The sequence below is a fragment of the Micromonospora sp. NPDC048887 genome (assembly GCF_040649715.1).
Lineage (GTDB): Bacteria > Actinomycetota > Actinomycetes > Mycobacteriales > Micromonosporaceae > Micromonospora.
On record NZ_JBEZGA010000001.1, the window covers coordinates 1 to 19,526 of the forward strand.

Here is a 19,526-nt window from a genome sequence, read left to right on the forward strand (position 1 = left end):
ACGACCGCGTTCCTGAAGGGTCTCAAGCAGGTCGACGGCTGGCGCGACATGCCGCTGACCAAGGCCGCCCAGACCGTCCAGGTGTCGGCCTACCCCGACCACTACGCCCAGTGGGAACAGCAGGCCGCTGACCTGGTCGCCGAGCACTGGAACAAGTAAGACGAACAAACAACGAGAGGCCGGCACCCCGAAACGAGGGGTGCCGGCCTTTCCGCGTACCCGATGGGTCAGGCCGGGGGCAGGACGAACGTCCACGTGGTGGTGGTCGTGCTGGCGGCACCGCCGGTCGCGGTCAGCCCGCCGTAGCTGCCGGTCGGCACGCTGCTCGCCGAGTCGGCGAGCAGGCCGGTCACCCGTCCGCCACCGGTCTGCGAGGAGTTGCTGCGCACCGCCACGCCGGACGGCGGGGTGAGCGCGGTGGAGGTGCTGTCGCCGTGCAGCCAGTACGACACGGCCCAGCTCTGCGCCGCGGTCACCGGCGCGTACGGGGTGATCCGGGTGGTGGTGCTCGCCGGGTCGGTGGCCCTGCTGAAGACCGGTGCTCCCGGTGCGACCCCCCGGTACGCGGCCAGCACCAGGTTGCCCTTCGCCTGGCTGTCCAGTGTCACCCGGACCGCCGTGCCGGCGTCGCCCGCGCTCGCCGTCTTCCACCAGGCCGTGGTGGTGGCGAAGCCACCGTCGAGGCGGTCGAGCCTGCTCCAGCCGGTCACGCCGGTCGGCTCACCGGTGGCGGTGTGCGTGTTCTGGCTGAGCACGAGCAGCAGCGTGTCACCGGCCTGCACGCCCGCCGGGACGGTGACCGTGTGGCTGGTCCAGTTGGCGTTAGCGGTGGCCTGGCCGACGAACGAGATCCGCTCCGCTACGGGCGCGACTGTCACCTCGACTGTCGCGGTGCCGGTGGCACCCCGGTCGTCGGTGACGGTGAGCGTGACCGGGTAGGTGCCGGCCGCCGCGTACGTGTGCGACGTGGTCGGCACGGAGGCCGTGCCGGTGGTGTCCCCGTCGCCGAAGTTCCAGCTGTGGTCCTGGATCGCGCCGTCGGCGTCGGTGGAGCCCGCGCCCGAGAACGTGCACACCAGGCCGGAGCAGGTTGGCGTCAACGCGGCCACCGGCGTCTGGTTGGCCGGGCCGCCCGAGCCCTTCAGGATCTTCACGTAGTCGATGTCGCCGGCGAAGTAGTCGCAGGTGACCTTCGTACCGTCGCACTGGCTCTTGCCGCCGACGGACAGCGGCCATGTGTTCGCGATGGTGCCGGTCGGCCCGTTGAGGCGGCTGGTCCGCACGCCGTCGACGTACATCTCCACGTACGCCGACGTGCGGTTGCAGGTGATCGTGTGCCACTGGCCGTCGGAGATCGGCACGTCCGTGTAGCCGGTACGGGAAGCGCCGTCCGCGCCCCGGAACAGGCACTTCGGCTTGCCGTTCGGCGCCTCGAACTTCCAGTAGCCGCCGGCCGTGTTGCCCTGTCCCTTCTGGAGGATGTTGCCGAAGGAGTACGTGGTCCGGTACCGGATGGTCACCGAGAAGTCCCCGGCGTCCGGGTTGAAGTCGGTGGTGTGCGGCACCAGGTCGACGTGGCCCGGGACGGACTGCTGTTCGCTCGGCAGGTGGGTGGCGAAGCGGTGGCCGGTCGCTCCGGCGTAGAGCGCGCCGGTGACCACCTCACCGCCGATCGTGCCGTGGCGGCCGTTGCCGCTGTAGTCGGTCAGCACCGGCGACGACGTCGGCTCGTCCATGCTGAAGAACGCCACCGTCCGCGTCGCGGTGGCCTGCGCGGGCGCGGCCGAGACCGTCACCCCGGCCGCCGCGACGACAGTCGCCACCCCTAATCGGGCGGCCGTCCGCCGCCATCGTCCCCGCTCGATCATGTGCATGTGTGACCGCCTCCCTGCGCATCGGGGCATCACAGTGACACGCGTGGTGGCGGCGGCTGAATAAGCCGCACGGTGGAGCTGAGTGACCGATGTGGCCGGTACGAACCGTCCGGTGGGGTACGTCCGCAGATCGACCGGCGGCGCCGGTGAGCGGGGAGGGTGACTCTCGGTGGGCGATACTGGGTTTGAACCAGTGACCTCTTCCGTGTCAAGGAAGCGCGCTCCCACTGCGCCAATCGCCCGGGCAATCGCGAGCGGACGACGGGATTCGAACCCGCGACCCTCACCTTGGCAAGGTGATGCGCTACCAGCTGCGCTACGTCCGCGTGCCGCCGGTTCGCGCCGGCGACGGGGTGAACTCTACCCGATGCCAAGATCGCCGTGCGGCAGACCCCCGCCGCGCCGGATGGCTGTGTGGTTGCGCTGCTCGCCGCCGGGGTACAGAGGCCGGTGACAGCACAACCATCCCCCGAAGGAGGCTGTCGTGGGTATCGGTACGAGCATTTTCCTGATCGCGGTCGGCGCGATCCTCACGTTCGCGCTCAACGCCAGCGTCGGCGGGGTCAACCTCGACGTCGTCGGCTGGATCCTGATGGCGGCCGGCGTACTCGGCCTGATCATGACCACGCTGGTGTGGGGTCGCCGTCGCCAGGTGGTCACCACCACCGCCGAGCAGCCGGTGGAGTACCGCCGGGTCGAGGAGCGCCGGGACGTCGCCCCGCCGATGTGACCCCTGCGGGGCCGACGGAGCTGATCGGTCCCGGAGAACCGGACCGGCCGGATCACCCGATCCGGCCGGTCCGATCCGTCACGGGCGCTCGCTGTCGTCGGCGCGCAGCCCGTACCAGCCGATCGCGGCCACCAGCGCCACCTGCACCAGATAGCTCACGACGACCACCGCACGCGCGGCGTCCTGCGGCACCAGCACGAACGCCACGACGTAGATGAGCCCGGCGATGACCAGCGGACGCGGCATGGTCCGGCCGACCAGGGTGCCGGCGAGCGCCAGGACCATGCCGAGCACGATCGCCACCTGGCTGCCGAGGATGGCCGGGAGCAGGCCGTCGAGTTGGTCGTTGAACACCTCGAACAGCGCCCGCCCCTGCGACTCCGGCAGGACCGCCGGGTCGCCGGCGTAGGCGAACGGCAGCACCTCCGCGGTGATCACCAACGCGAACACCACGCCGCCGAGACCGGCCAGGAACGCCCCCACCAGGTTCAACACCCCGGCACGGCCCCGGGCCAGCCGGACGATGAACACCGCGGCGGCGATCCAGGAGACGGCGTACGCGGGCCCGCCGAGGTAGAGGTTCATGGGCCAGTAGGCGGCCCCCAGGTCCCGGACGTCGTCGTAGTGGATCGCGCCGTCGAACGGCGGCTCCCACAGCATGAACAGCGTCCGCCCGGCCAGGGCCACCAGGAGCAGGACGAAGAGGGCGACGAGCGCGGCACGGCGCGACTTCGGTACGGGCACGGTGAGAGCCTCCGTCGATCGGATGATGCTCCACCGTGCCGAGAATCGCCGAAACGGGGCATCGGCCTCAGCACCTATCTTCGGAGAAGCCCTGCTCAGCGCCGCTGCCGCGCGTGCTCCAGCCAGATCCGCGCCGCCCGTACCCGCCGGTTCGTGCCACCGCCGGGGGTCAGGTCGAGCTTGACGAAGATCGCGCGCAGGTGGGCGTCCACAGTGCGCTCGGAGACCACGAGCTGCGCCGCGATGCCCGCGTTGCTGGCGCCCTCGGCGAGCGCGGCGAGTACCTCGCGTTCCCGCGCCGTCAGCCCGCCGACCGGCGCCGGACCGGCTCCGGCCTCGACCCCCGTGCCGGACACCTCCGGCGACGCCGCGGCCTCCACCCCACCGGCCGGGTGCGCCGGCTCGGCGACGTCCGCCGTACCCGCTGTGCCGCCGCCGTCCGCCGTACCCTCTGCGCCGCCTCGCGGCGTCACCGCCGGTGCGGCCGACAGGGTCGGTGCAGCAGGCGGTGTCGGTGCAGCGGGCGGTGTCGGTGCAGCAGGCGGTGCGGCCGGCAGGGTCGGTGCGGCGGTGAGCAGCCGCGCCAGGCGGCCGGTACCGGCCCACGTGCCGCCGCCGACGACGACTGTCAGCGCCGACACGACGAGGGCGACCGAGGTCGGACCGAGGGACGAGTCCGGAGCCGCCACGAGCGTGCCGGCGCCGACGACGAGCAGGGCGGCGGCGGCCAGGCCGGCGGCGCGCACCACGAAGCCGACCCGGCGGGCGTCGATCGTGCCCCGGGCGGCGGTGACCGCGCATGCCACGGCGAACACGGCGGCACCGGACAGGGCTACCAGGAAGGCGACCGAGCCGAGCGACGGCTCGACGTCACCGGGGGCGCGGGCGACGGCGAGGAGCAGGCAGAAGACGACGGTCAGCGGCGCCGCGGTGGTGGCCGCGGCGGCCACGCCGAGGCGGGCCCGCACGGTGTGGTGCGAGCCGAGGGCGGCCCGCCAGAGCGTCACCGGCAGGACGAGCAGCGCCGCCACGCCCAGCACGGTGACCACGGCACCAACCGGCGCGAGCGCGGTACGCCAGGACTCCCCCGCGATCGTCGGGAGCCCGGCGAACGGCTCGGTCGCGGTCGTCAGCAGCGCGTTGACGAGCGCGGCAGCACCGAGGACGAGACCCACGTACCGGTGGGTCCCGGGGGTGGCCGCGCCGGTACGGACGGCGGCCGAGGCGGTCAGTTGCAGCAGCGCGAGCGGTGGGATCCACGCCGAGTTCCACACCGCGACGGCCGGCCCGGCCCACTGGTGCCCGGCCGCGACGGTGGCCACCGCCAGGACGGTGAGCGCGAGGTACGCCAGCAGCGAGGCGGCGAGCCCGGTCGCCAGCCGGCCTGCGGCGCGGTGGCCCGACCGGGCGAGCCGGGACGCGGCGGTGGCCGCTGTCACGGCTGCGGCGGCCGGGGCGACGGCGCCGGCCGGCTCGGTCGTGAACCCGCCGTGACCGGCCGCTCCCAGGGCGACGAGCGCGACGGCACACGCCCCCGCCGTGGCTCCCGCGAGGACGGGCAGGCCCAGCAGCGCGGGCACCGGGCGGGCGGAGGCGGTCATCGGCGCCCCCGCCGGCGCCGGGCGGACGAGTGCCGGCCGGCGGCGGCCCGGGTCAGATGCGCGCCCACCGGCACATTCAACCCGGTAACCCGCCCGGAGGTCGATCCCGTGGCGTGCGGCGCCGGTTTGTCACCACCGCGCGGGCGCGGCGACGGCCGGCGGCGCGGCATTGGACTGATCGCTGACGACGAGAAAGGCCGTGTCGAGTGATCGACACGGCCTTTCCGCTGGTGGGCGATACTGGGTTTGAACCAGTGACCTCTTCCGTGTCAAGGAAGCGCGCTCCCACTGCGCCAATCGCCCTCGTCTAATGCCGAGGTGGAGACGGGATTTGAACCCGTGTACACGGCTTTGCAGGCCGTTGCCTCGCCTCTCGGCCACTCCACCGAGGTTGCCCCCGAACTGCGTGGCGGCATCTCCGAGCGGACGACGGGATTCGAACCCGCGACCCTCACCTTGGCAAGGTGATGCGCTACCAGCTGCGCTACGTCCGCACGCCCCGGTGTTATCCGGTGACGGATGAGAACTTTAGCCGAGCCCGGGAACGGTTGCCAAATCGGGTCCCCTTTCCGGCGCGTCCGGGGTGGCCGGGGCCTCGCCCCGCAGGCTTCCTAGGAGCCTGGGTGGCTGGCTCGAAAGGGTAGTCGCGAAGGCCGCGACCTGCCCGAATCCGGGCGGCGCGTCGAGTGTCCGGCATCCGACTGTCCCATCGACGACCGGCCGCTTCGGTAACTCCTCGTGGTCATTCGGATGGGTTACCGTGACCCGGTGACGAGACGAGCCGCCGAGATCCGCCTGGACGCGCTGCTGCGTACGGCCTGCGAGGTGATCGCGGAACGAGGGCTCGCCAACACCCGCACCGCGGACGTGGCCGAGGCCGCCGGGGTCAGCCAGGCGCTCGTGTTCTACCACTTCGCGACGAAGGACCGGCTGCTCGCGCAGGCCTTCGCGTACGCGGTCGAGCAGGATCTGGCCCGCCTCGACGCGGTGCTGCGCTCCTCCGCCCCGCCGCTTGCCAAGCTGCGCCGGATGCTGCGCCTCTACACACCCACCGGCCGGGCCACCTCGTGGTCGATGTGGATCGACGGGTGGGCGGAGTCGCTGCGTACCCCGGAGTTGGAGAAGCTCTCCCGCCGCCTCGACCTGCGGTGGCGGCAGGACCTGGCCGCGGTGATCACCGCCGGGGTCGCCGAGGGCACGTTCGACTGCCCCGACCCGGCGGGCGCGGCCTGGCGGATCAGCGCGGTGATGGACGGGCTGGCGGTCCAGCTCGCGGTGCACGAGCGGGTGATCACCCGCCGGCAGATCGCCGAATGGATCCGCCTGGTCGCCGCCAGGGAACTGGGCCTGGAACCCAGCCAGCTCGACTGACTGTCCCACCCACCCCGCGCCGGTGATCAAGGAGTTCGTGTCTCCGTCCGGGCCGGCGGAGGACACCAACTCCTTGATCACCGGGAAGACCGCCCGAGGGGGTCAGTGCCAGCGGGGGCGGGGGCGTTCGAAGGGGGGTGCGAGCGTCTCCGGTTCGGCCGGCGCCGACGGGCGCAGGAGGCGGCGCATCCGCAGCAGCAGCCCGGCGCCGAGGAACAGCAGCAATCCGCCGAGCAGGAACGCGGCCTGCACCAGGCCGAAGCCGCCGCTGTCCGCCACCGGCCGCCCGGCCAGGCCACCCGGCGGCGGTGGCTCCACCGCGGCGTCGGTCGGCTCGCCGGTGGGTTCCTCGTCGGGCGCCTCGGACGACGGCTCGTCGCTCGGCGACTCCGAGGGCTCCGCGCTGCTCGGCGAGGGCGTCGGCTCGGCACCCTCCCCCACCACCTGACGGGAGGCGGTCCGCCGGGCCAGCAGGCGCAACTGCGGGTCGTACGCCTCGGCGGCGAAGCTCACCCGCCCGCGCCCGACGTCCTCGGCGAAGGCCACCCGGTAGCGGGCGGTCACGGTACGGCCGGGACAGAGCACCCCGGGGTCGAGTTGCCGGTCGGTGAGCCGGGCGGTGTCTCCCTCGGTGCGGATCTCCAGCGGGAACGATCCGCTGTCCTCCACCCGGTCCACCTTGAGCTGGTCCAGCCGCAGGCCCTGCACCCGCACCAGCATCGACCAGCGCACCTTGACACAGCCGCCCCCGTCGGAGCGGGACACCACGGCGGACAGCGTCTCCACCCGGTTCCCGGCGGTGAACTCGTCCGGCAGGCCGCTCAACTCGGTGGAGAAGGCAGCCGCCGCCCGCGCCGGCAGGGCTCCGCCGTACCCGGTCCCGGCCACGAAGGTCAGCACCAGTCCGATCCGCAGCGCGTGCCGCCAGCCGCTCACCACGCCTCCTCCCCCTCGGTCGTGTTCACAGGCAACGCTAGGAGCACGCCGGGGACGCCGGTAGACGGGCGTGTTCGCATCCAACGCCAAGAGAAGAGGGCTGTTTCACCGAGTGTGGTGAACCGGTCACGACGCCGCCGCGACACGCCCGGGATCGGGCCCGGCCGGGCGGTGGGACACAATTCTCCGGTGTCCGAGCTGTCCGCCGCGTTCGTCCGGCTGCACGCCCGCCTCGCCCCGGTCGCCTTCGTACCCGAGGTGCTGCTGCACCAGGCCGACGAGCCGATCGGCCTGTGGGAGCTGACCGAGGGCGAGTTCCGCAGTTCCCAGCCGCCGCCGTTCTGGGCGTTCGCCTGGGCCGGCGGGCAGGGCCTGGCCCGCTACGTCACCGACCACCCCGAGGTGGTCGCCGGCCGCCGGGTGCTCGACCTGGCCTCCGGCTCCGGCCTGGTCGCCGTCGCCGCCGCCCGCGCCGGCGCCGCCGCCGTCCGGGCGGTCGAGGTGGACGAGCGGGCCGTCGCGGCCGTCGCGCTCAATGCCGAGGCCAACGGGGTACGCGTCGACGCCGAACTCGGCGACATCCTCGATGACGACGCCGGGGACGCCGAGGTGGTGCTGGCCGGGGACGTCTTCTACAGCGAGGCGATGGCCCGCCGGATGCTGCGCTTCCTGCTCCGGGCCGCCCGCGCCGGTGCCCGGGTGCTGGTGGGCGACCCGGGACGGGCGTTCCTGCCGCGCGAGCGTTTCCACGAGCTGGCCGCGTACGAGGTGCCGGTCTCCGAGGCGCTGGAGAGCGTACGGGTGAAGCACACCACCGTCTGGGAGCTGGACCCGAACCCGCCCGGGGCCCGCCGCTAGCGTTACCGGGTGCTGTTCCGGGGCTGGGGCGAGTCCGTCGACGAGCCGTGGCCGGACGCGGCCACAGTCGTCGACCACGTCGGCGTGCCGCACCTCGTGGTGACCCGGCACGCGCTCGTACGCGAACTGCTCACCGACCCGGTGACGTTCCAGCCGGACAACGCGCTCGACGCGGTCACGCCGATCCCGGTCGCCGCGCTGCGGGTGCTCGCCGGGCACCGGTTCCGGCTGCCGCCGACGCTGGCGAACAACGGCAGCGCCAGCCACCCGGAGATCCGCGGCATCGTGGCCGACGCGCTGCACCCGCACCGGGTGGACGCCCAGCGCCGATGGCTGACCGGGCTGGTCCGCGAGCGCGTGGCCACCCTGGCCGCGGCGCTGGATGAGGGCCGCCCGGTCGACCTGTACGCGGGCCTCGCCGCCGACCTGCCGCTGCTGGTGCTGGCCCGGCTGGTCGACCTGCCGGACGCCCCGGTGGGCGCGGTGAAGGACTTCGCCCGCGCCGCGCTGGAGCTGTTCTGGGCGCCCCTCGACGAGCGCCGGCAACTCGCGCTCGCCGCCGAGGTGGGCCGGTTCCACACCGTGCTGCGGGAGTTCGCCGCGACCGGGGGCGGGCTCGCCGCGCGGCTGCGCGACGCCGGGCACTCCCCCGACGTGGTCGTCGGTGCGCTGTTCTTCCTGCTGGTCGCCGGCCAGGAGACCACCTCGCAGTTCCTCACCCTGCTGCTGCACCGGCTGTCCCGCGAACCGGCGGTACGGGCCGGGCTGCGCGCCGGCACGGTGGCGGTGGACGACGTGGTCGAGGAGGGGCTGCGGCTGGAGCCGCCGATCGTCACGTGGCGGCGGGTGGCGGCGGTCGACACCACGCTCGGCGGCCTGCCCGTGGCGGCGGGTACCAGCATCGTGGCCTGGCTGGCCCGCGCCGGGCGCGACCCGGCGGTGGTCGAGGCGCCCGGTGAGTTCCGCCCCGGGCAGCCCGGCTCGCGGCGGCACCTGGCGTTCGGCGCCGGGCCGCACCGCTGCGTCGGCGCGCAGCTGGCCCGGATGGAGGCCGCGGTGGTGGTCGCGGAGGCCACCGCGCTGCTCGACGGCGTGACTGTGGTCCGTCCACCGTGGTGCCCGGACAACCTGACCTTCCGGATGCCCGACGCGTTCGTGGTCAGCCGCGCCTGAGCGCTGCGGGTGTTAGGAAGGGACCCTTTACCTACCGGAGGCGTTAACAGGGGGCCCTGCCTTACTCCTCGGCCCAGGCCCGCCAGTCGTCGAGCACGCCGTACAGGGCGGGGGTGAGCCAGCCCGGCGCGGACCGGCGGAACACGCCCGGGTCCATGCCGCCCGCGCCGGCCGGCACCGCGCCGAGCAGGTTCGGCAGCAGCTCGGACAGGTTGAGCCAGTGCACCAGCTCCGGTTCGGCCGGCCAGGCGCCGATCACCACGCCGGCCGGCACGGCCCGCCGTTCCAGCGCCTCCAGCGTCAGCGCGGTGTGGTTGAGCGTGCCGAGCCCGGCCCGCGCCACCACCACCGCGGGCGCGCCGAGCGACACCGCCAGGTCGGCCACCGTCCACGGCTCGCCGGACGGGCGCAGCCCCATCGGTACGAGCAGACCGCCCGCGCCCTCGACGAGCACCAGGTCGTGCTTGTCCGCCTCCTCGCGGATCGCGTCGACCGCGTTGTACAGCTCCAGCGGCGGCAGCTCCGCCACCCGGGCCGCTGCCAGCGGGGCCAGCGGATCGGGATAGCTGGCGAGCGTCCGGCCGGTCAGCGGGGCGGCCAGCCGGGTCACCGCGTCGACGTCGCCGGGCTCGCCGGTGGCCGTACCCGTCTGGCCGGGCTTGACCACGGCGACCCGCAGCCCGGCCGCCTGCGCTGCGGCGGCGACGGCGGCTGTCACCACCGTCTTGCCGACCTCGGTGTCGGTGCCGGTCACCAGCACCGGCCCGGTCCAGGCGTCGCCGAGGCTCATGGGGCACACTCCACGATCACGTCCAGGGCCCGGTCGAAGTCGGCCCGGTCCACGCCGGCGCTGACGGTGAGCCGCAGCCGGGAGCGGCTGTCCGGGGTGGACGGCGGACGGAAGCAGCCGACGGCGACGCCCCGGTCCCGGCAGGCGGCGGCCCAGGCGGTCGCCTCCTGCGGTCCGGGAGCGGTCACCGAGATCACCGCGCCGTCCGGGGCGGACACGGACAGCCCGGCCGCGCCGAGCCGCCGCACCGCAGCGGCGACCCGGTCGGCCAGGTCGGCGCGCAGCGCGTCCCCGTCGCGGGCCAGCCGCACCGCGGCGCGCACCCCGGCCACCACGGCGGGCGGCGGCGCGGTGTCGAAGATGAACGTGCGGCCGGTCTCCACCAGGTGACGGACGAACTCCGCCGGCCCGGCGACCACGCCACCGGCCCCGCCGAGCGCCTTGGAGAGCGTCGCGGTGACCACCACGTCGGGCGCGCCGGCGAGCCCGGCGGCGGCCACCCCGCCGGCCCCGGCCGGGCCGGTGACGCCGAGCGCGTGCGCGTCGTCGACGAGCAGCAGCGCGCCGTGGCGGCGGGCCACCGCGTGCAGCTCCGCGAGCGGGGCCAGGTCGCCGTCGACGGAGAAGACCGACTCGGTCACCACCACCGCCGGTCGGCCCGGCGCGGCGGCCAGCGCGGCGGCCACCGCGGCGACGTCGGCGTGCGGCGTCACGAGCGTCTCGGCGCCGGAGATCCGGCAGCCGTCGATCAGCGAGGCGTGGTTGTGGGCGTCGGAGACGAGCAGCGTACGCGGCTGCGCCAGCCCCCGGACGGCGGCGAGGTTGGCCAGGTAGCCGGAGGAGAACACGAGCGCCCGGTCGACGCCCAGCCAGCCGGCCAGGTCGTCCTCCAGCGCGTGGTGGGCGTCGGTGGACCCGCGCACCAGACGCGACCCGGTGGCGCCCAGCCCGTACGCGGACAGGGCCTCTGCCGCGGCGGCGGTGACCTCGGGGTGGGTGGCCAGGCCGAGGTAGTCGTTGCCGGCCAGGTCGACCACGGCGTCGTCGGCGGCGCGGGGGCGCAGCGTGCGGGTCAGTCCCGCCCGGGCCCGCAGCTCGGCGCGGCGGTCCAGGGCCGCGAGCCAGTCCGCCACCGTGCCGCTCCTCCCCGCCGACCGTCGCCCTTCCGGGCGCTTCCGCGGGGCGAAGTTACCACCCACGCCGAGGGCCCCGGCGTGGCGCGGTCCCGGCTCGCCGGAGGGCAGGCGGCGGCTGTTTCCCGCGCTCATGGTGGCCTGTTAGGTTACGAGCCATGCCAGAGATCCTCGACCAGGCCCGGGAGCGGGTGCTGGGCAACGGTGTCGGCCTCGACGAGGCCGGTGTCCTCGCGGTGCTGAACCTTCCCGACGAGCACCTGCCCGCCGCGCTCCAGCTCGCGCACGAGGTCCGGATGCGCTGGTGCGGTCCGGAGGTCGAGGTCGAGGGCATCGTCTCGCTGAAGACCGGCGGCTGCCCGGAGGACTGCCACTTCTGCTCGCAGTCCGGCCTGTTCACCTCGCCGGTGCGTTCGGTCTGGCTGGACATCCCGGCGCTGGTCGAGGCCGCGAAGCAGACCGCCGCGACCGGCGCGACCGAGTTCTGCATCGTGGCCGCGGTGCGCGGCCCGGACGCCCGGCTGATGAAGCAGATGCGCGAGGGCGTCGCCGCGATCCGCGCCGCTGTCGACATCCAGGTCGCCGCCTCGCTCGGCATGCTCACCAAGGAGCAGGTCGACGAGCTGGTCGAGATGGGCGTGCACCGCTACAACCACAACCTGGAGACCTGCCGCTCCTACTTCCCGAACGTGGTCACCACGCACTCGTGGGAGGAGCGCTGGGAGACGCTGCGGATGGTCCGCGAGTCCGGCATGGAGGTCTGCTGCGGCGGCATCCTCGGCCTCGGCGAGACGGTCGAGCAGCGGGCCGAGTTCGCCGCGCAGCTCGCCGAGCTGGACCCGCACGAGGTGCCGCTGAACTTCCTCAACCCGCGCCCCGGCACCCCGCTCGGTGACCGCCCGGTGGTGGAGGGCAAGGACGCGCTGCGCGCCATCGCCGCGTTCCGGCTGGCCATGCCGCGCACGATCCTGCGGTACGCGGGGGGCCGCGAACTCACCCTCGGTGACCTCGGCACCCGCGACGGTCTGCTCGGCGGCATCAACGCGGTGATCGTCGGCAACTACCTGACCACGCTGGGGCGGCCGGCGACGGCCGACCTGAAGCTGCTGGAAGACCTGAAGATGCCGGTGAAGGCGCTCTCGGCGACCCTGTGAGGCAGCGGTGACCGAATCCTCCCCCGCCACCACGGCGGCCCCCGCCGCGCTCTGGTGCGACAGGTGCGGCGAGTCGGTGGCGGCCGGGCCGCACCCGGCGTGCGAGACGGCGCGGGCGTGGGAGCCGCCGCGCTGGTGCGCGTCGTGCCGGCGGCGGATGAAGGTGCAGGTCGTACCGGCCGGCTGGTCGGCCGTCTGCGTCGAGCACGGCGAGCGGCGGGGCTGAGGCGTGCTGCGCGGGCGAGCGGTGACACTGCGACCGGTGACCGACGCGGACGTGGCCGCGCTGGCCGCGATCCGGGCCACCCCGGAGGTGCGCCGCTGGTGGCGCGGCGGTGACGACCTGGCCGAGTCGGTGCGGGCCGACCTGGCCGACGACGCGCTGACGATGTACGCCGTCGAGCACGACGGCCGGCTGGTCGGCGCGATCCAGTGGTACGCCGAGACCGACCCGGACTACCGCCACGCCAGCCTGGACGTCTTCCTCGACCCGGCGGTACGCGGCGCCGGGCTGGGCGGGGACGCGATCCGCACGCTGGTCCGGCACCTGGTCGACGAGTACGGCCACCACCGGTTCACCATCGACCCGGCGGCGGCGAACACGGCGGCGATCCGCGCGTACGCGAAGGTGGGGTTCCGTCCGGTGGGCATCATGCGCCGCTACGAGCGCGGCGCGGACGGGCGCTGGCACGACGCGCTGCTGATGGATCTGCTCGCCGAGGACCTGGCCGGCTAAGTCAGCCGGCCCAGAGCAGGTTGCCGTCGGGCAGGCGGCGGGCGCCTTCGGCGGGCCGGTGCGGGCTGAGCCGGCCGTCCGGCATGAGGTGCGACACCGGCACGCCGCGGCCGAGCACGGCGACGTCGGCGATCAGCCGCCGGTGGCAGCGCCACCAGACGCTCTCGCTGCACATCACCGCCGTGGTCCGCAGCGCGGCGTCGGCGAGCACCTCGTCCAGGGCCACGTCGAAGTCGGGCGTGCGGGTGTACGCGGCGTACGCCCGGAAGGCCGCGACCGTCCACCAGGTGTCCGCTTCCGGCTCTCCGGCGCGGACGTGCCGGCGGCCGCCGAGGCGCGGCTCCCAGCGGTAGCCGATGCCCCTTCCGGGCAGCCAGCGTTCCATCGCCTCGCGGCGGACGTCCGGGTTAGTCCGGCTGGCCGGGTAGCGGCGCACGTCCACCACGAATGTGACCTCCGCGCCGGCCAGCAGTTCCCCGAGCTGGTCCCGGCCGGCGGCCCCGTGCCCGACGGTCACCAGCGCGCGCTCCATCGACCCAGCTTGCCCCGGGCCGCCGCGGTCCGCCCACCGGCCGGGCACGGTCCACCCGAAAAGCGTGCCCGGCACCACGCGGTGCCGGGCACGCCTCGGTTGTGCGCGGTGGGGCCTAGCGCTGGAGGGTCAGCACACCCGGCCGCCACGGCAGCAGGTTGTAGTCGCCTCCCGCACTGGGGTTCTTGCCCTGGTACAGGAACTGGAGGTTGCAGGCGTCCACGGTCTTGGTCTGGTCGGGGTTGGTGCGGACCAGGTCACCGTGGCTGATGTCGTTCGTCCACGTCGCGCCGCTGTTGGCCTTGCCGGCGAAGGGGTTGCTCTCGCTGGCGGCCTGCGGGGTCCACGATCCGCTCAGGCTGTTCGACGTGAACGACCGGAAGTAGCGGCCCTGGCTCCCGATCGCCTCGACGATCATGAGGTACTGGTTCTGGCCGGCCACCTTGTAGACCTCGACGCCCTCGAACAGATTGTTCGTCGAGTCGGTCATGATCGTCGTGTAGTTCGAGCCGAAGCTGCCCGGGAAGTTCCCGAGCGGCATGCTCGACCGGTAGATCTTGCCGTTGTCCCCGGCGAAGAACAGGTACATGTTCTGGTCGTCGCCGATGAGCGTCTGGTCGATGACGCCGTACGGGGCGTCGGGCAGGGTGGCGGTGGAGAGCGTCTGCGCCGAGGACCAGCCGTTGGCGTTCGTCGGGTCGCTCGACGTCTTGTAGCTGAACGAGGTCGGTCCCCACTGGTACGCCAGCACCCAGATGTTCTTCGGCGCGAAGTACAGCAGCGTGGGCGCCACGGTGCCCTGGCTCATCCCGGTCTGGCCGGCCGAGGCCATGTCGGACCAGTTCGTGAACGGGGTGAAGTTCATCGAGCTGTACTGGCCGCTGCTGTTGACGTACGACCCGTAGACCAGGTGCTTGCCGTTGTGGACCACGTTGGTGAAGTCCTTGAGCGAGACCCAGCCGTTCTGCGGGTTCGCCAGCGCGCCGGTCGACGACCACCGGTAGGTCGACGGGAGCGCGCAGCCACCCGGCGGCGGCGTCGTGGTCGGCGGCGGCGTGGTCGGGGGCGTGGTGCCGCCGAAGTCGGTCCGCCACTGCTGGTTGGTCTGTCCGTGGCAGTCGTACAACTGGACCTGCTGGCCGTTGCCGGTGCCCCAGACGTCCAGGCAGCGGCCGGACTGCACGCCGCTGATGGTGCCGTTGGAGTTGATGTTCCACTGCTGGTTGGACTGACCGTTGCAGTCCCAGATGATGATTCCGGTGCCGTTCGCGGTGGCCGCGCCGTTCGCGTCGAGGCACTTGCTGCCGTAGACCATCAGCTGCTTGCTCGAGGTGTACGTCCACTGCTGGTTCGACTGGCCGTTGCAGTCGTAGAGCTGGACCCGGGTGCCGTTCGTCTGCGTGGCGTTCGGCACGTCGATGCAGCGGCCCGACTGCACGCCGACGATCCGTCCGGCGCCGCCGCTCGGCGGCGGGGTCGTGGTCGGGGTGGTGGTCGGGGTCGTGGTCGGCCCGGCCGCGTTGAGGGCGTTGAGGACCGAGGTGTACGCGGCCTTCTTGTTGCCGCCGCCGTCGAACAGCAACGGGTTCTCGTTCGAACGCCACGAGTCGCTGTCCCGGACACCCCACACGGTGATGCCGATGCAGCGCGGCACGTTCAGGCACGCCTGGGTCAGCCCGGCGTACTGGCTGGTCGACGAGTTGGTGACGTCGACCTCGGTCAACGCCACGTCGACACCGAGGGCGGCGAAGCTGGACAGCGTGGTCTGGAAGTTGCTCGGCAGGGAGCTGCCGCCGGTGAAGTGGGTCTGCAGGCCGACGCAGTCGATCGGGACGCCCCGGGACTTGAAGTCCTGGATCATCCGGTAGACGCCCTGGGTCTTGCCGTACGACCAGTTCTCGATGTTGTAGTCGTTGTAGCAGAGCTTCACCGACGGGTCGGCCGCCCGCGCGGTCCGGAACGCCACCTCGATCCAGTCGTTTCCGGTGCCCTGAAGGTTCGACTGACGACGGCTGCCGTCCTCGTTGAACGCCTCGTTCACCACGTCCCACGCGGCCAGCTTGCCCTTGTAGTGGGCCATCACCCCGTTGATGTGGTTGATCATCGCGTTGCGCAACGTGCTGCCCTGCATGTTCTGCATCCAGGGCGGCTGCTGGGCGTGCCAGGCCAGCGTGTGGCCGCGGACCTTCAGGCCGCGCTGGGTGGCCCAGTTGTAGATCTGGTCGCCGGAGGAGAAGTTGAACTGCCCCTGGTTGGGCTCCGTCGCGTCCGGCTTCATCTCGTTCTCAGCGGTGATCATGTTGAACTCACGCGCCGCGATGGTGCTGTAGGTCGAGTCGTTCAGCCGGCCCGCCGCGATCGCCGTGCCGAAGTACCGGCCCGACTGCGCGGCGGCCGCGCCCAGCGTGGACGCGGCGGCGTTCGCCGACGGCATCATCACCGCGACGGCGGCCACCGTCACGGCGCTCACCGCGCCGGCGAGCAGTGCCCGGACAGCGGGCGATCGCCGTCGCCGACTCCCGCCGCGATGAAGGGATGGACTCATTGCCATCGTGGCCTCCTTACTGGCCGACACCCAGGCCGTCGGGGCGGGACGACTGGACGTTCCGGTTGGGGTATCTAGCTTTGTCGATGCTTTCACCACGCGTCGGTGGGGACAATGGTGTTTCGGAAACGTTTCGGAAAAGTTCTGGCCGGGCGGGGGCGTGGCCGGTCACCCGGCCACGCCCCGCCGACCGGTCAGGAGACGGTGCAGGCGGAACCGTTCAGGGTGAAGGCGGCGGGCCTCGCGGTGCTGCCGGTGTGCGTGCCGTTGAAGCCGAAGCTCGTCGACGCCCCCGCCGCGATCGTCCCGTTGTAGGACAGGTTCGAGGCGGTCACCGCGGCGCCGGTCTGGGTCACGTTCGCCGACCACGCCTGCCCGACCTTCTGCCCGCTGCTCGGGAACGTGAACGCCAGCGTCCAGCCGTTGATCGCCGTGGTGCCGGTGTTGGCGACCGTGATGTTCGCGGTGAACCCGGTGTCCCAGGTGTTCGCCGTCCAGGTCACCGCGCAGCCGCCGCCGACCGGCGGGGCCGTGGTGGTCACCGTGACGCCGGGCGACGGGGGCGACACGTTTCCGGCCGCGTCCACCGCCACCACGGTGAAGGTGTACGTGGTGGAGGCGGTCAGCCCGGTCACCGCCAGCGTGGTGCCGGTGGCGGTGCCGACCAGGACGTTCCCGCCCCGGTAGACGCGATACCCGGTGACACCCACCGCGTCGGTGGACGGGCCCCAGGTCAGCGTCAGGCCGGTCGGGCCGACCGCCGAGGCGGTGGGCGTACCGGGTGCGGTCGGCGCTGTGGTGTCCGGCGCCGGGCCGGCCGGCGTGGTGACGCTGACCGCCGCCGACGACGCGGACCGGTTGCCGGCGCCATCGAGCGCCCGCACGGTGAACTGGTACGTCCGCTCCGGCGCCAGCCCGGTCACGGCCAGGGTGGTCCCGGTCGCGACGGTGACGACCGGGTCGGCGCCGGCCGAGGTACGGGTCACCTCGTACCCGGCCAGGCCGCTGCCGCCGGTGTCGGTGGAGGCAGCCCAGGTCAGCGTGAGCCCGCTGGACGTGACGGCGGACGCCACGGGCGTGCCGGGCACGCTCGGCGCGGTGGTGTCCGGGGTGACCGGTCCCGGCTCCTCGCCCCAGACGCGCACGCCGCCGGAGTAGAGCGGCACCTTGCGGTTCGGCCCGGCCGTGGCCTGGTACGACGGGTCGTTGGTCGGATCCCAGGTGCCGCCCTCCGGCACGCCGATCTTGAACTGGACCTCCATCCGGTGCTGCGACTGGCCGGCGGGCGCGATGGTGTAGCCGGTGCAGTCGACCTCGACGTACCAGATGTCGCCGGAGAACTGCTTCGCGGTGGACGGGGACGGGCAGCCCTGGGTGTAGCCGGGCGTGACTGTCACCGGGCCGGTGCCGTCGGGCCGGAAGAAGTACCGGAACTTCCCGGTGGTCAGCGCCCGGGCCGGGAACGCCGACTTGTTGTAGATGATCGCCTTCAGCCCGGTGGCGCGCGACTCGGCCTGCATGACAGTGGTCTCCACCGTCATCTCGTCCATGTCGGGCGTCTCGGCGGACGGGAAACCGGCGCGCGGGCTGCCACCGTACTCGTTGGCGAGCCGGGCCAGCGCGGAGGTGAAGCCGGCGTTGTAGTCGGTGGCCACCTCGTTCATCACGTAGTCGGACCGGCTGTCGGTGTACGCGTCGTTGGCCGAGGACGGGCCGCCGACCAGCGCGCCGTAGAGCACGTGGCGGGTCTCGACGGGCACGGTCTGGCTGTCCCACCAGGAGCCGTGCGCGGTGCGGTGGTGCGGGTTGCGCGGCGAGTTGGCGCCGAAGCCGATCTGGTAGCTGGAGTTGCGCGGGTTGTCGCCGAGCGCGTAGTTGATCTGCCGGACGGCGAAGTCGTGGTAGCGCGCCTTACGCGTGGTGTCTGTGGTCTTGTCGCTGTAGACCAGCGCGGCGAACGCCGTGTTCGAGGCGTACCGCAGCGCGCCCCAGGAGTCGAGCACCGCCATCCCGCCGGGCGAGTACGGCACCCGCTGCCCGTTGACGCCCACCGTCCAGTAGTCCAGCCACCGGTTGGCGTCGTCGGCGTACTTCTGCTTGCCGGTCAGGTTCGCCAGCAGCACGTAAGCGCCGAACTGCTTGTTGTCCCAGGCGATGGTCCACTTGTAGGAGCGGGTGGTGGACTGCGGCTCGGTGCCGAGCTTGTCGTACTCGCTCTCGGCCTTGGTCAGGTAGGTGGCGTCGCCGGTGGCCCGGTGCAGCCAGATCGCGCCCCACACCAGCTCGTCCTGGTAGCCGCTCCACGACTTGTAGAAGCTCGTCGCGTCGGTGATGCACTCGTGGTAGCTCTTCCGCACGGTGTCGGCGAACGTGTAGAGCTGCTTGGCGTGGCCGAGCAGCTTGTCCGCATAGGCCGCGTCGGTGGGCCGGAAGACCATGGACGAGGCGGCCATCGCGGCCGCCGTCTCCCCCGCCAGGTCCGCGCCGCCACAGCTCGCGTCGATCTTGTACGCGGGCCGCGCCATCGGCATCACCTCGGCCGGGCCCCACCACTTGTGGTCGTCGTCGCCCTTGCCGACCTGTCCGTAGAGGACGTTCGGGGCGACGTGCGCCTTGACGAAGTAGTCGTTGACGAAGCGCAGGTTGTTCAGCAGGTGGGTGAGCTGGCCGGAGGCGACGTACCCGTCGCGGTACTCGACCGCGCCCCACGCCAGCATAGTGGCGCTGAACGCCATCGGGAAGCCGAACTTCACGTGGTCACCGGCGTCGTACCAGCCGCCGGTGAGGTCGACACCGGCGTCGGCGCCGTCGGTGAGCGCCGAGTCGCCGCGCCAGGAGACGCGGTTCCAGGACGGCTTACGGCCGGACTGCTGCGCCTCGTAGAAGAACAGCGACTTCTGCAACGCCTCGGCGTAGTTGAACGCTGGTGCGGCCTGCGCGGCGGCGGACGCGGGTGGCGGGGCGGCGACGGCCGTGGCCAGGCCGACGGCCAGCGCGGCGCCTGCGGCGAACAGCCGGCGGAGCCGGGACCGGCCTCCGGGCGGCGATATCGGACGGGGCATGGCGAGCTCCTGTGGCTGGCGCCGGGGCGGCAGCCGGAGCGGGACGGGGATTCGGGGCTCCGGCTGCCGCGTGGCGGTGGTGGTGGGTATCCGGGAAGCCTCGGGAGCGCTCCCATGGATAAACGACAATGTAATGCGCCGTTCATCACAGGGGAAGAGCGCACTGATCCGGTACGTCCGGGCGTACTCACGGGTAACCATCGGGAGCTGGATCACACTATCGATAGAAATCGATATAGAGAGTGTTCTTTCCCAGCTCAGGGGCATCGCCGACGTGTCGAACGCAC

Annotated in this window: 16 protein-coding genes and 5 tRNA genes; 7 read left to right on the forward strand and 14 right to left on the reverse strand. The window is 72.8% G+C overall.

The window, feature by feature from the left end:
• Positions 1 to 227: 227 nt before the first annotated feature.
• The 3 genes from AB0C17_RS00005 to AB0C17_RS00015 all read right to left on the reverse strand — a co-directional run bounded on the left by AB0C17_RS00005 (position 228) and on the right by AB0C17_RS00015 (position 2,200).
• A complete protein-coding gene (locus tag AB0C17_RS00005; protein ID WP_357389939.1) occupies positions 228 to 1,874 on the reverse strand; it encodes a PKD domain-containing protein in 1,647 nt (548 codons plus the stop codon).
• Positions 1,875 to 2,044: 170 nt separating this feature from the next.
• Positions 2,045 to 2,116: transfer RNA gene (locus tag AB0C17_RS00010), tRNA-Val, on the reverse strand.
• A gap of 11 nt (positions 2,117 to 2,127) precedes the next feature.
• Positions 2,128 to 2,200, reverse strand: a tRNA-Gly gene (locus tag AB0C17_RS00015).
• A gap of 158 nt (positions 2,201 to 2,358) precedes the next feature.
• On the opposite strand from AB0C17_RS00015, the gene AB0C17_RS00020 reads away from it, so the two are divergent.
• Positions 2,359 to 2,604 (forward strand): DUF6458 family protein, encoded by a 246-nt coding sequence (locus AB0C17_RS00020; RefSeq protein ID WP_357389941.1) that lies wholly within the window; start codon positions 2,359 to 2,361, stop codon positions 2,602 to 2,604.
• A 78-nt stretch (positions 2,605 to 2,682) separates the two neighbouring features.
• Here AB0C17_RS00020 and AB0C17_RS00025 read toward each other — a convergent pair whose 3' ends face one another.
• The 5 genes from AB0C17_RS00025 to AB0C17_RS00045 form a co-directional block, all read right to left on the reverse strand.
• Positions 2,683 to 3,348, reverse strand: a complete 666-nt coding sequence (locus AB0C17_RS00025; protein WP_357476074.1) for a hypothetical protein — start codon at positions 3,346 to 3,348, stop codon at positions 2,683 to 2,685.
• A gap of 95 nt (positions 3,349 to 3,443) precedes the next feature.
• Positions 3,444 to 4,949, reverse strand: a complete 1,506-nt coding sequence (locus tag AB0C17_RS00030; RefSeq protein WP_357476076.1) for a helix-turn-helix transcriptional regulator — start codon at positions 4,947 to 4,949, stop codon at positions 3,444 to 3,446.
• A 228-nt stretch (positions 4,950 to 5,177) separates the two neighbouring features.
• Positions 5,178 to 5,252: transfer RNA gene (locus tag AB0C17_RS00035), tRNA-Val, on the reverse strand.
• A 13-nt stretch (positions 5,253 to 5,265) separates the two neighbouring features.
• Positions 5,266 to 5,336, reverse strand: a tRNA-Cys gene (locus AB0C17_RS00040).
• A gap of 34 nt (positions 5,337 to 5,370) precedes the next feature.
• Positions 5,371 to 5,443: transfer RNA gene (locus tag AB0C17_RS00045), tRNA-Gly, on the reverse strand.
• A gap of 274 nt (positions 5,444 to 5,717) precedes the next feature.
• Between AB0C17_RS00045 and AB0C17_RS00050 the strand changes: the two genes are divergently transcribed.
• Positions 5,718 to 6,320 carry a TetR/AcrR family transcriptional regulator gene (locus tag AB0C17_RS00050; protein WP_357389947.1) on the forward strand — a complete coding sequence of 201 codons (603 nt, stop codon included), beginning with the start codon at positions 5,718 to 5,720 and terminating at the stop codon, positions 6,318 to 6,320.
• Positions 6,321 to 6,422: 102 nt separating this feature from the next.
• Here the strand turns inward: AB0C17_RS00050 and AB0C17_RS00055 are convergent, their stop codons facing one another.
• Complete coding sequence (locus AB0C17_RS00055; protein WP_357389949.1) at positions 6,423 to 7,256, reverse strand: hypothetical protein; 834 nt, start codon at positions 7,254 to 7,256, stop codon at positions 6,423 to 6,425.
• Between the two features lie 189 nt (positions 7,257 to 7,445).
• On the opposite strand from AB0C17_RS00055, the gene AB0C17_RS00060 reads away from it, so the two are divergent.
• Positions 7,446 to 8,114 (forward strand): 50S ribosomal protein L11 methyltransferase, encoded by a 669-nt coding sequence (locus AB0C17_RS00060; RefSeq protein ID WP_357389951.1) that lies wholly within the window; start codon positions 7,446 to 7,448, stop codon positions 8,112 to 8,114.
• 9 nt (positions 8,115 to 8,123) lie between these two features.
• Complete coding sequence (locus AB0C17_RS00065) at positions 8,124 to 9,287, forward strand: cytochrome P450 (RefSeq protein WP_357389952.1); 1,164 nt, start codon at positions 8,124 to 8,126, stop codon at positions 9,285 to 9,287.
• A gap of 61 nt (positions 9,288 to 9,348) precedes the next feature.
• Here the strand turns inward: AB0C17_RS00065 and bioD are convergent, their stop codons facing one another.
• The gene (bioD, locus tag AB0C17_RS00070; RefSeq protein ID WP_357389954.1) at positions 9,349 to 10,077 is read right to left on the reverse strand and encodes a dethiobiotin synthase; all 729 of its coding nucleotides are present in this window, start codon (positions 10,075 to 10,077) and stop codon (positions 9,349 to 9,351) included.
• Complete coding sequence (locus tag AB0C17_RS00075; protein WP_357476078.1) at positions 10,074 to 11,210, reverse strand: 8-amino-7-oxononanoate synthase; 1,137 nt, start codon at positions 11,208 to 11,210, stop codon at positions 10,074 to 10,076. The genes bioD and AB0C17_RS00075 overlap by 4 nt, the downstream gene beginning before the upstream one ends.
• A gap of 158 nt (positions 11,211 to 11,368) precedes the next feature.
• Between AB0C17_RS00075 and bioB the strand changes: the two genes are divergently transcribed.
• Genes bioB through AB0C17_RS00090 form a run of 3 tightly spaced genes read left to right on the forward strand, consistent with a single transcriptional unit; the run spans position 11,369 to position 13,100 of the window.
• Positions 11,369 to 12,364, forward strand: coding sequence for a biotin synthase BioB (gene bioB, locus AB0C17_RS00080; RefSeq protein WP_013284870.1), 996 nt, complete (start codon positions 11,369 to 11,371; stop codon positions 12,362 to 12,364).
• Positions 12,365 to 12,371: 7 nt separating this feature from the next.
• Positions 12,372 to 12,590 (forward strand): hypothetical protein, encoded by a 219-nt coding sequence (locus AB0C17_RS00085; RefSeq protein WP_357389959.1) that lies wholly within the window; start codon positions 12,372 to 12,374, stop codon positions 12,588 to 12,590.
• A gap of 3 nt (positions 12,591 to 12,593) precedes the next feature.
• A complete protein-coding gene (locus tag AB0C17_RS00090) occupies positions 12,594 to 13,100 on the forward strand; it encodes a GNAT family protein (RefSeq protein WP_357389961.1) in 507 nt (168 codons plus the stop codon).
• 1 nt (position 13,101) lies between these two features.
• Here AB0C17_RS00090 and AB0C17_RS00095 read toward each other — a convergent pair whose 3' ends face one another.
• The 3 genes from AB0C17_RS00095 to AB0C17_RS00105 all read right to left on the reverse strand — a co-directional run bounded on the left by AB0C17_RS00095 (position 13,102) and on the right by AB0C17_RS00105 (position 19,239).
• Positions 13,102 to 13,632, reverse strand: coding sequence for a DUF488 domain-containing protein (locus tag AB0C17_RS00095; protein WP_357389963.1), 531 nt, complete (start codon positions 13,630 to 13,632; stop codon positions 13,102 to 13,104).
• Between the two features lie 115 nt (positions 13,633 to 13,747).
• On the reverse strand, positions 13,748 to 16,183 hold the full coding sequence (locus AB0C17_RS00100; RefSeq protein ID WP_357476080.1) for a non-reducing end alpha-L-arabinofuranosidase family hydrolase: 2,436 nt from the start codon (positions 16,181 to 16,183) through the stop codon (positions 13,748 to 13,750).
• 188 nt (positions 16,184 to 16,371) lie between these two features.
• Positions 16,372 to 19,239, reverse strand: a complete 2,868-nt coding sequence (locus AB0C17_RS00105; RefSeq protein ID WP_357476082.1) for a glycoside hydrolase family 9 protein — start codon at positions 19,237 to 19,239, stop codon at positions 16,372 to 16,374.
• Positions 19,240 to 19,526: the final 287 nt, after the last annotated feature.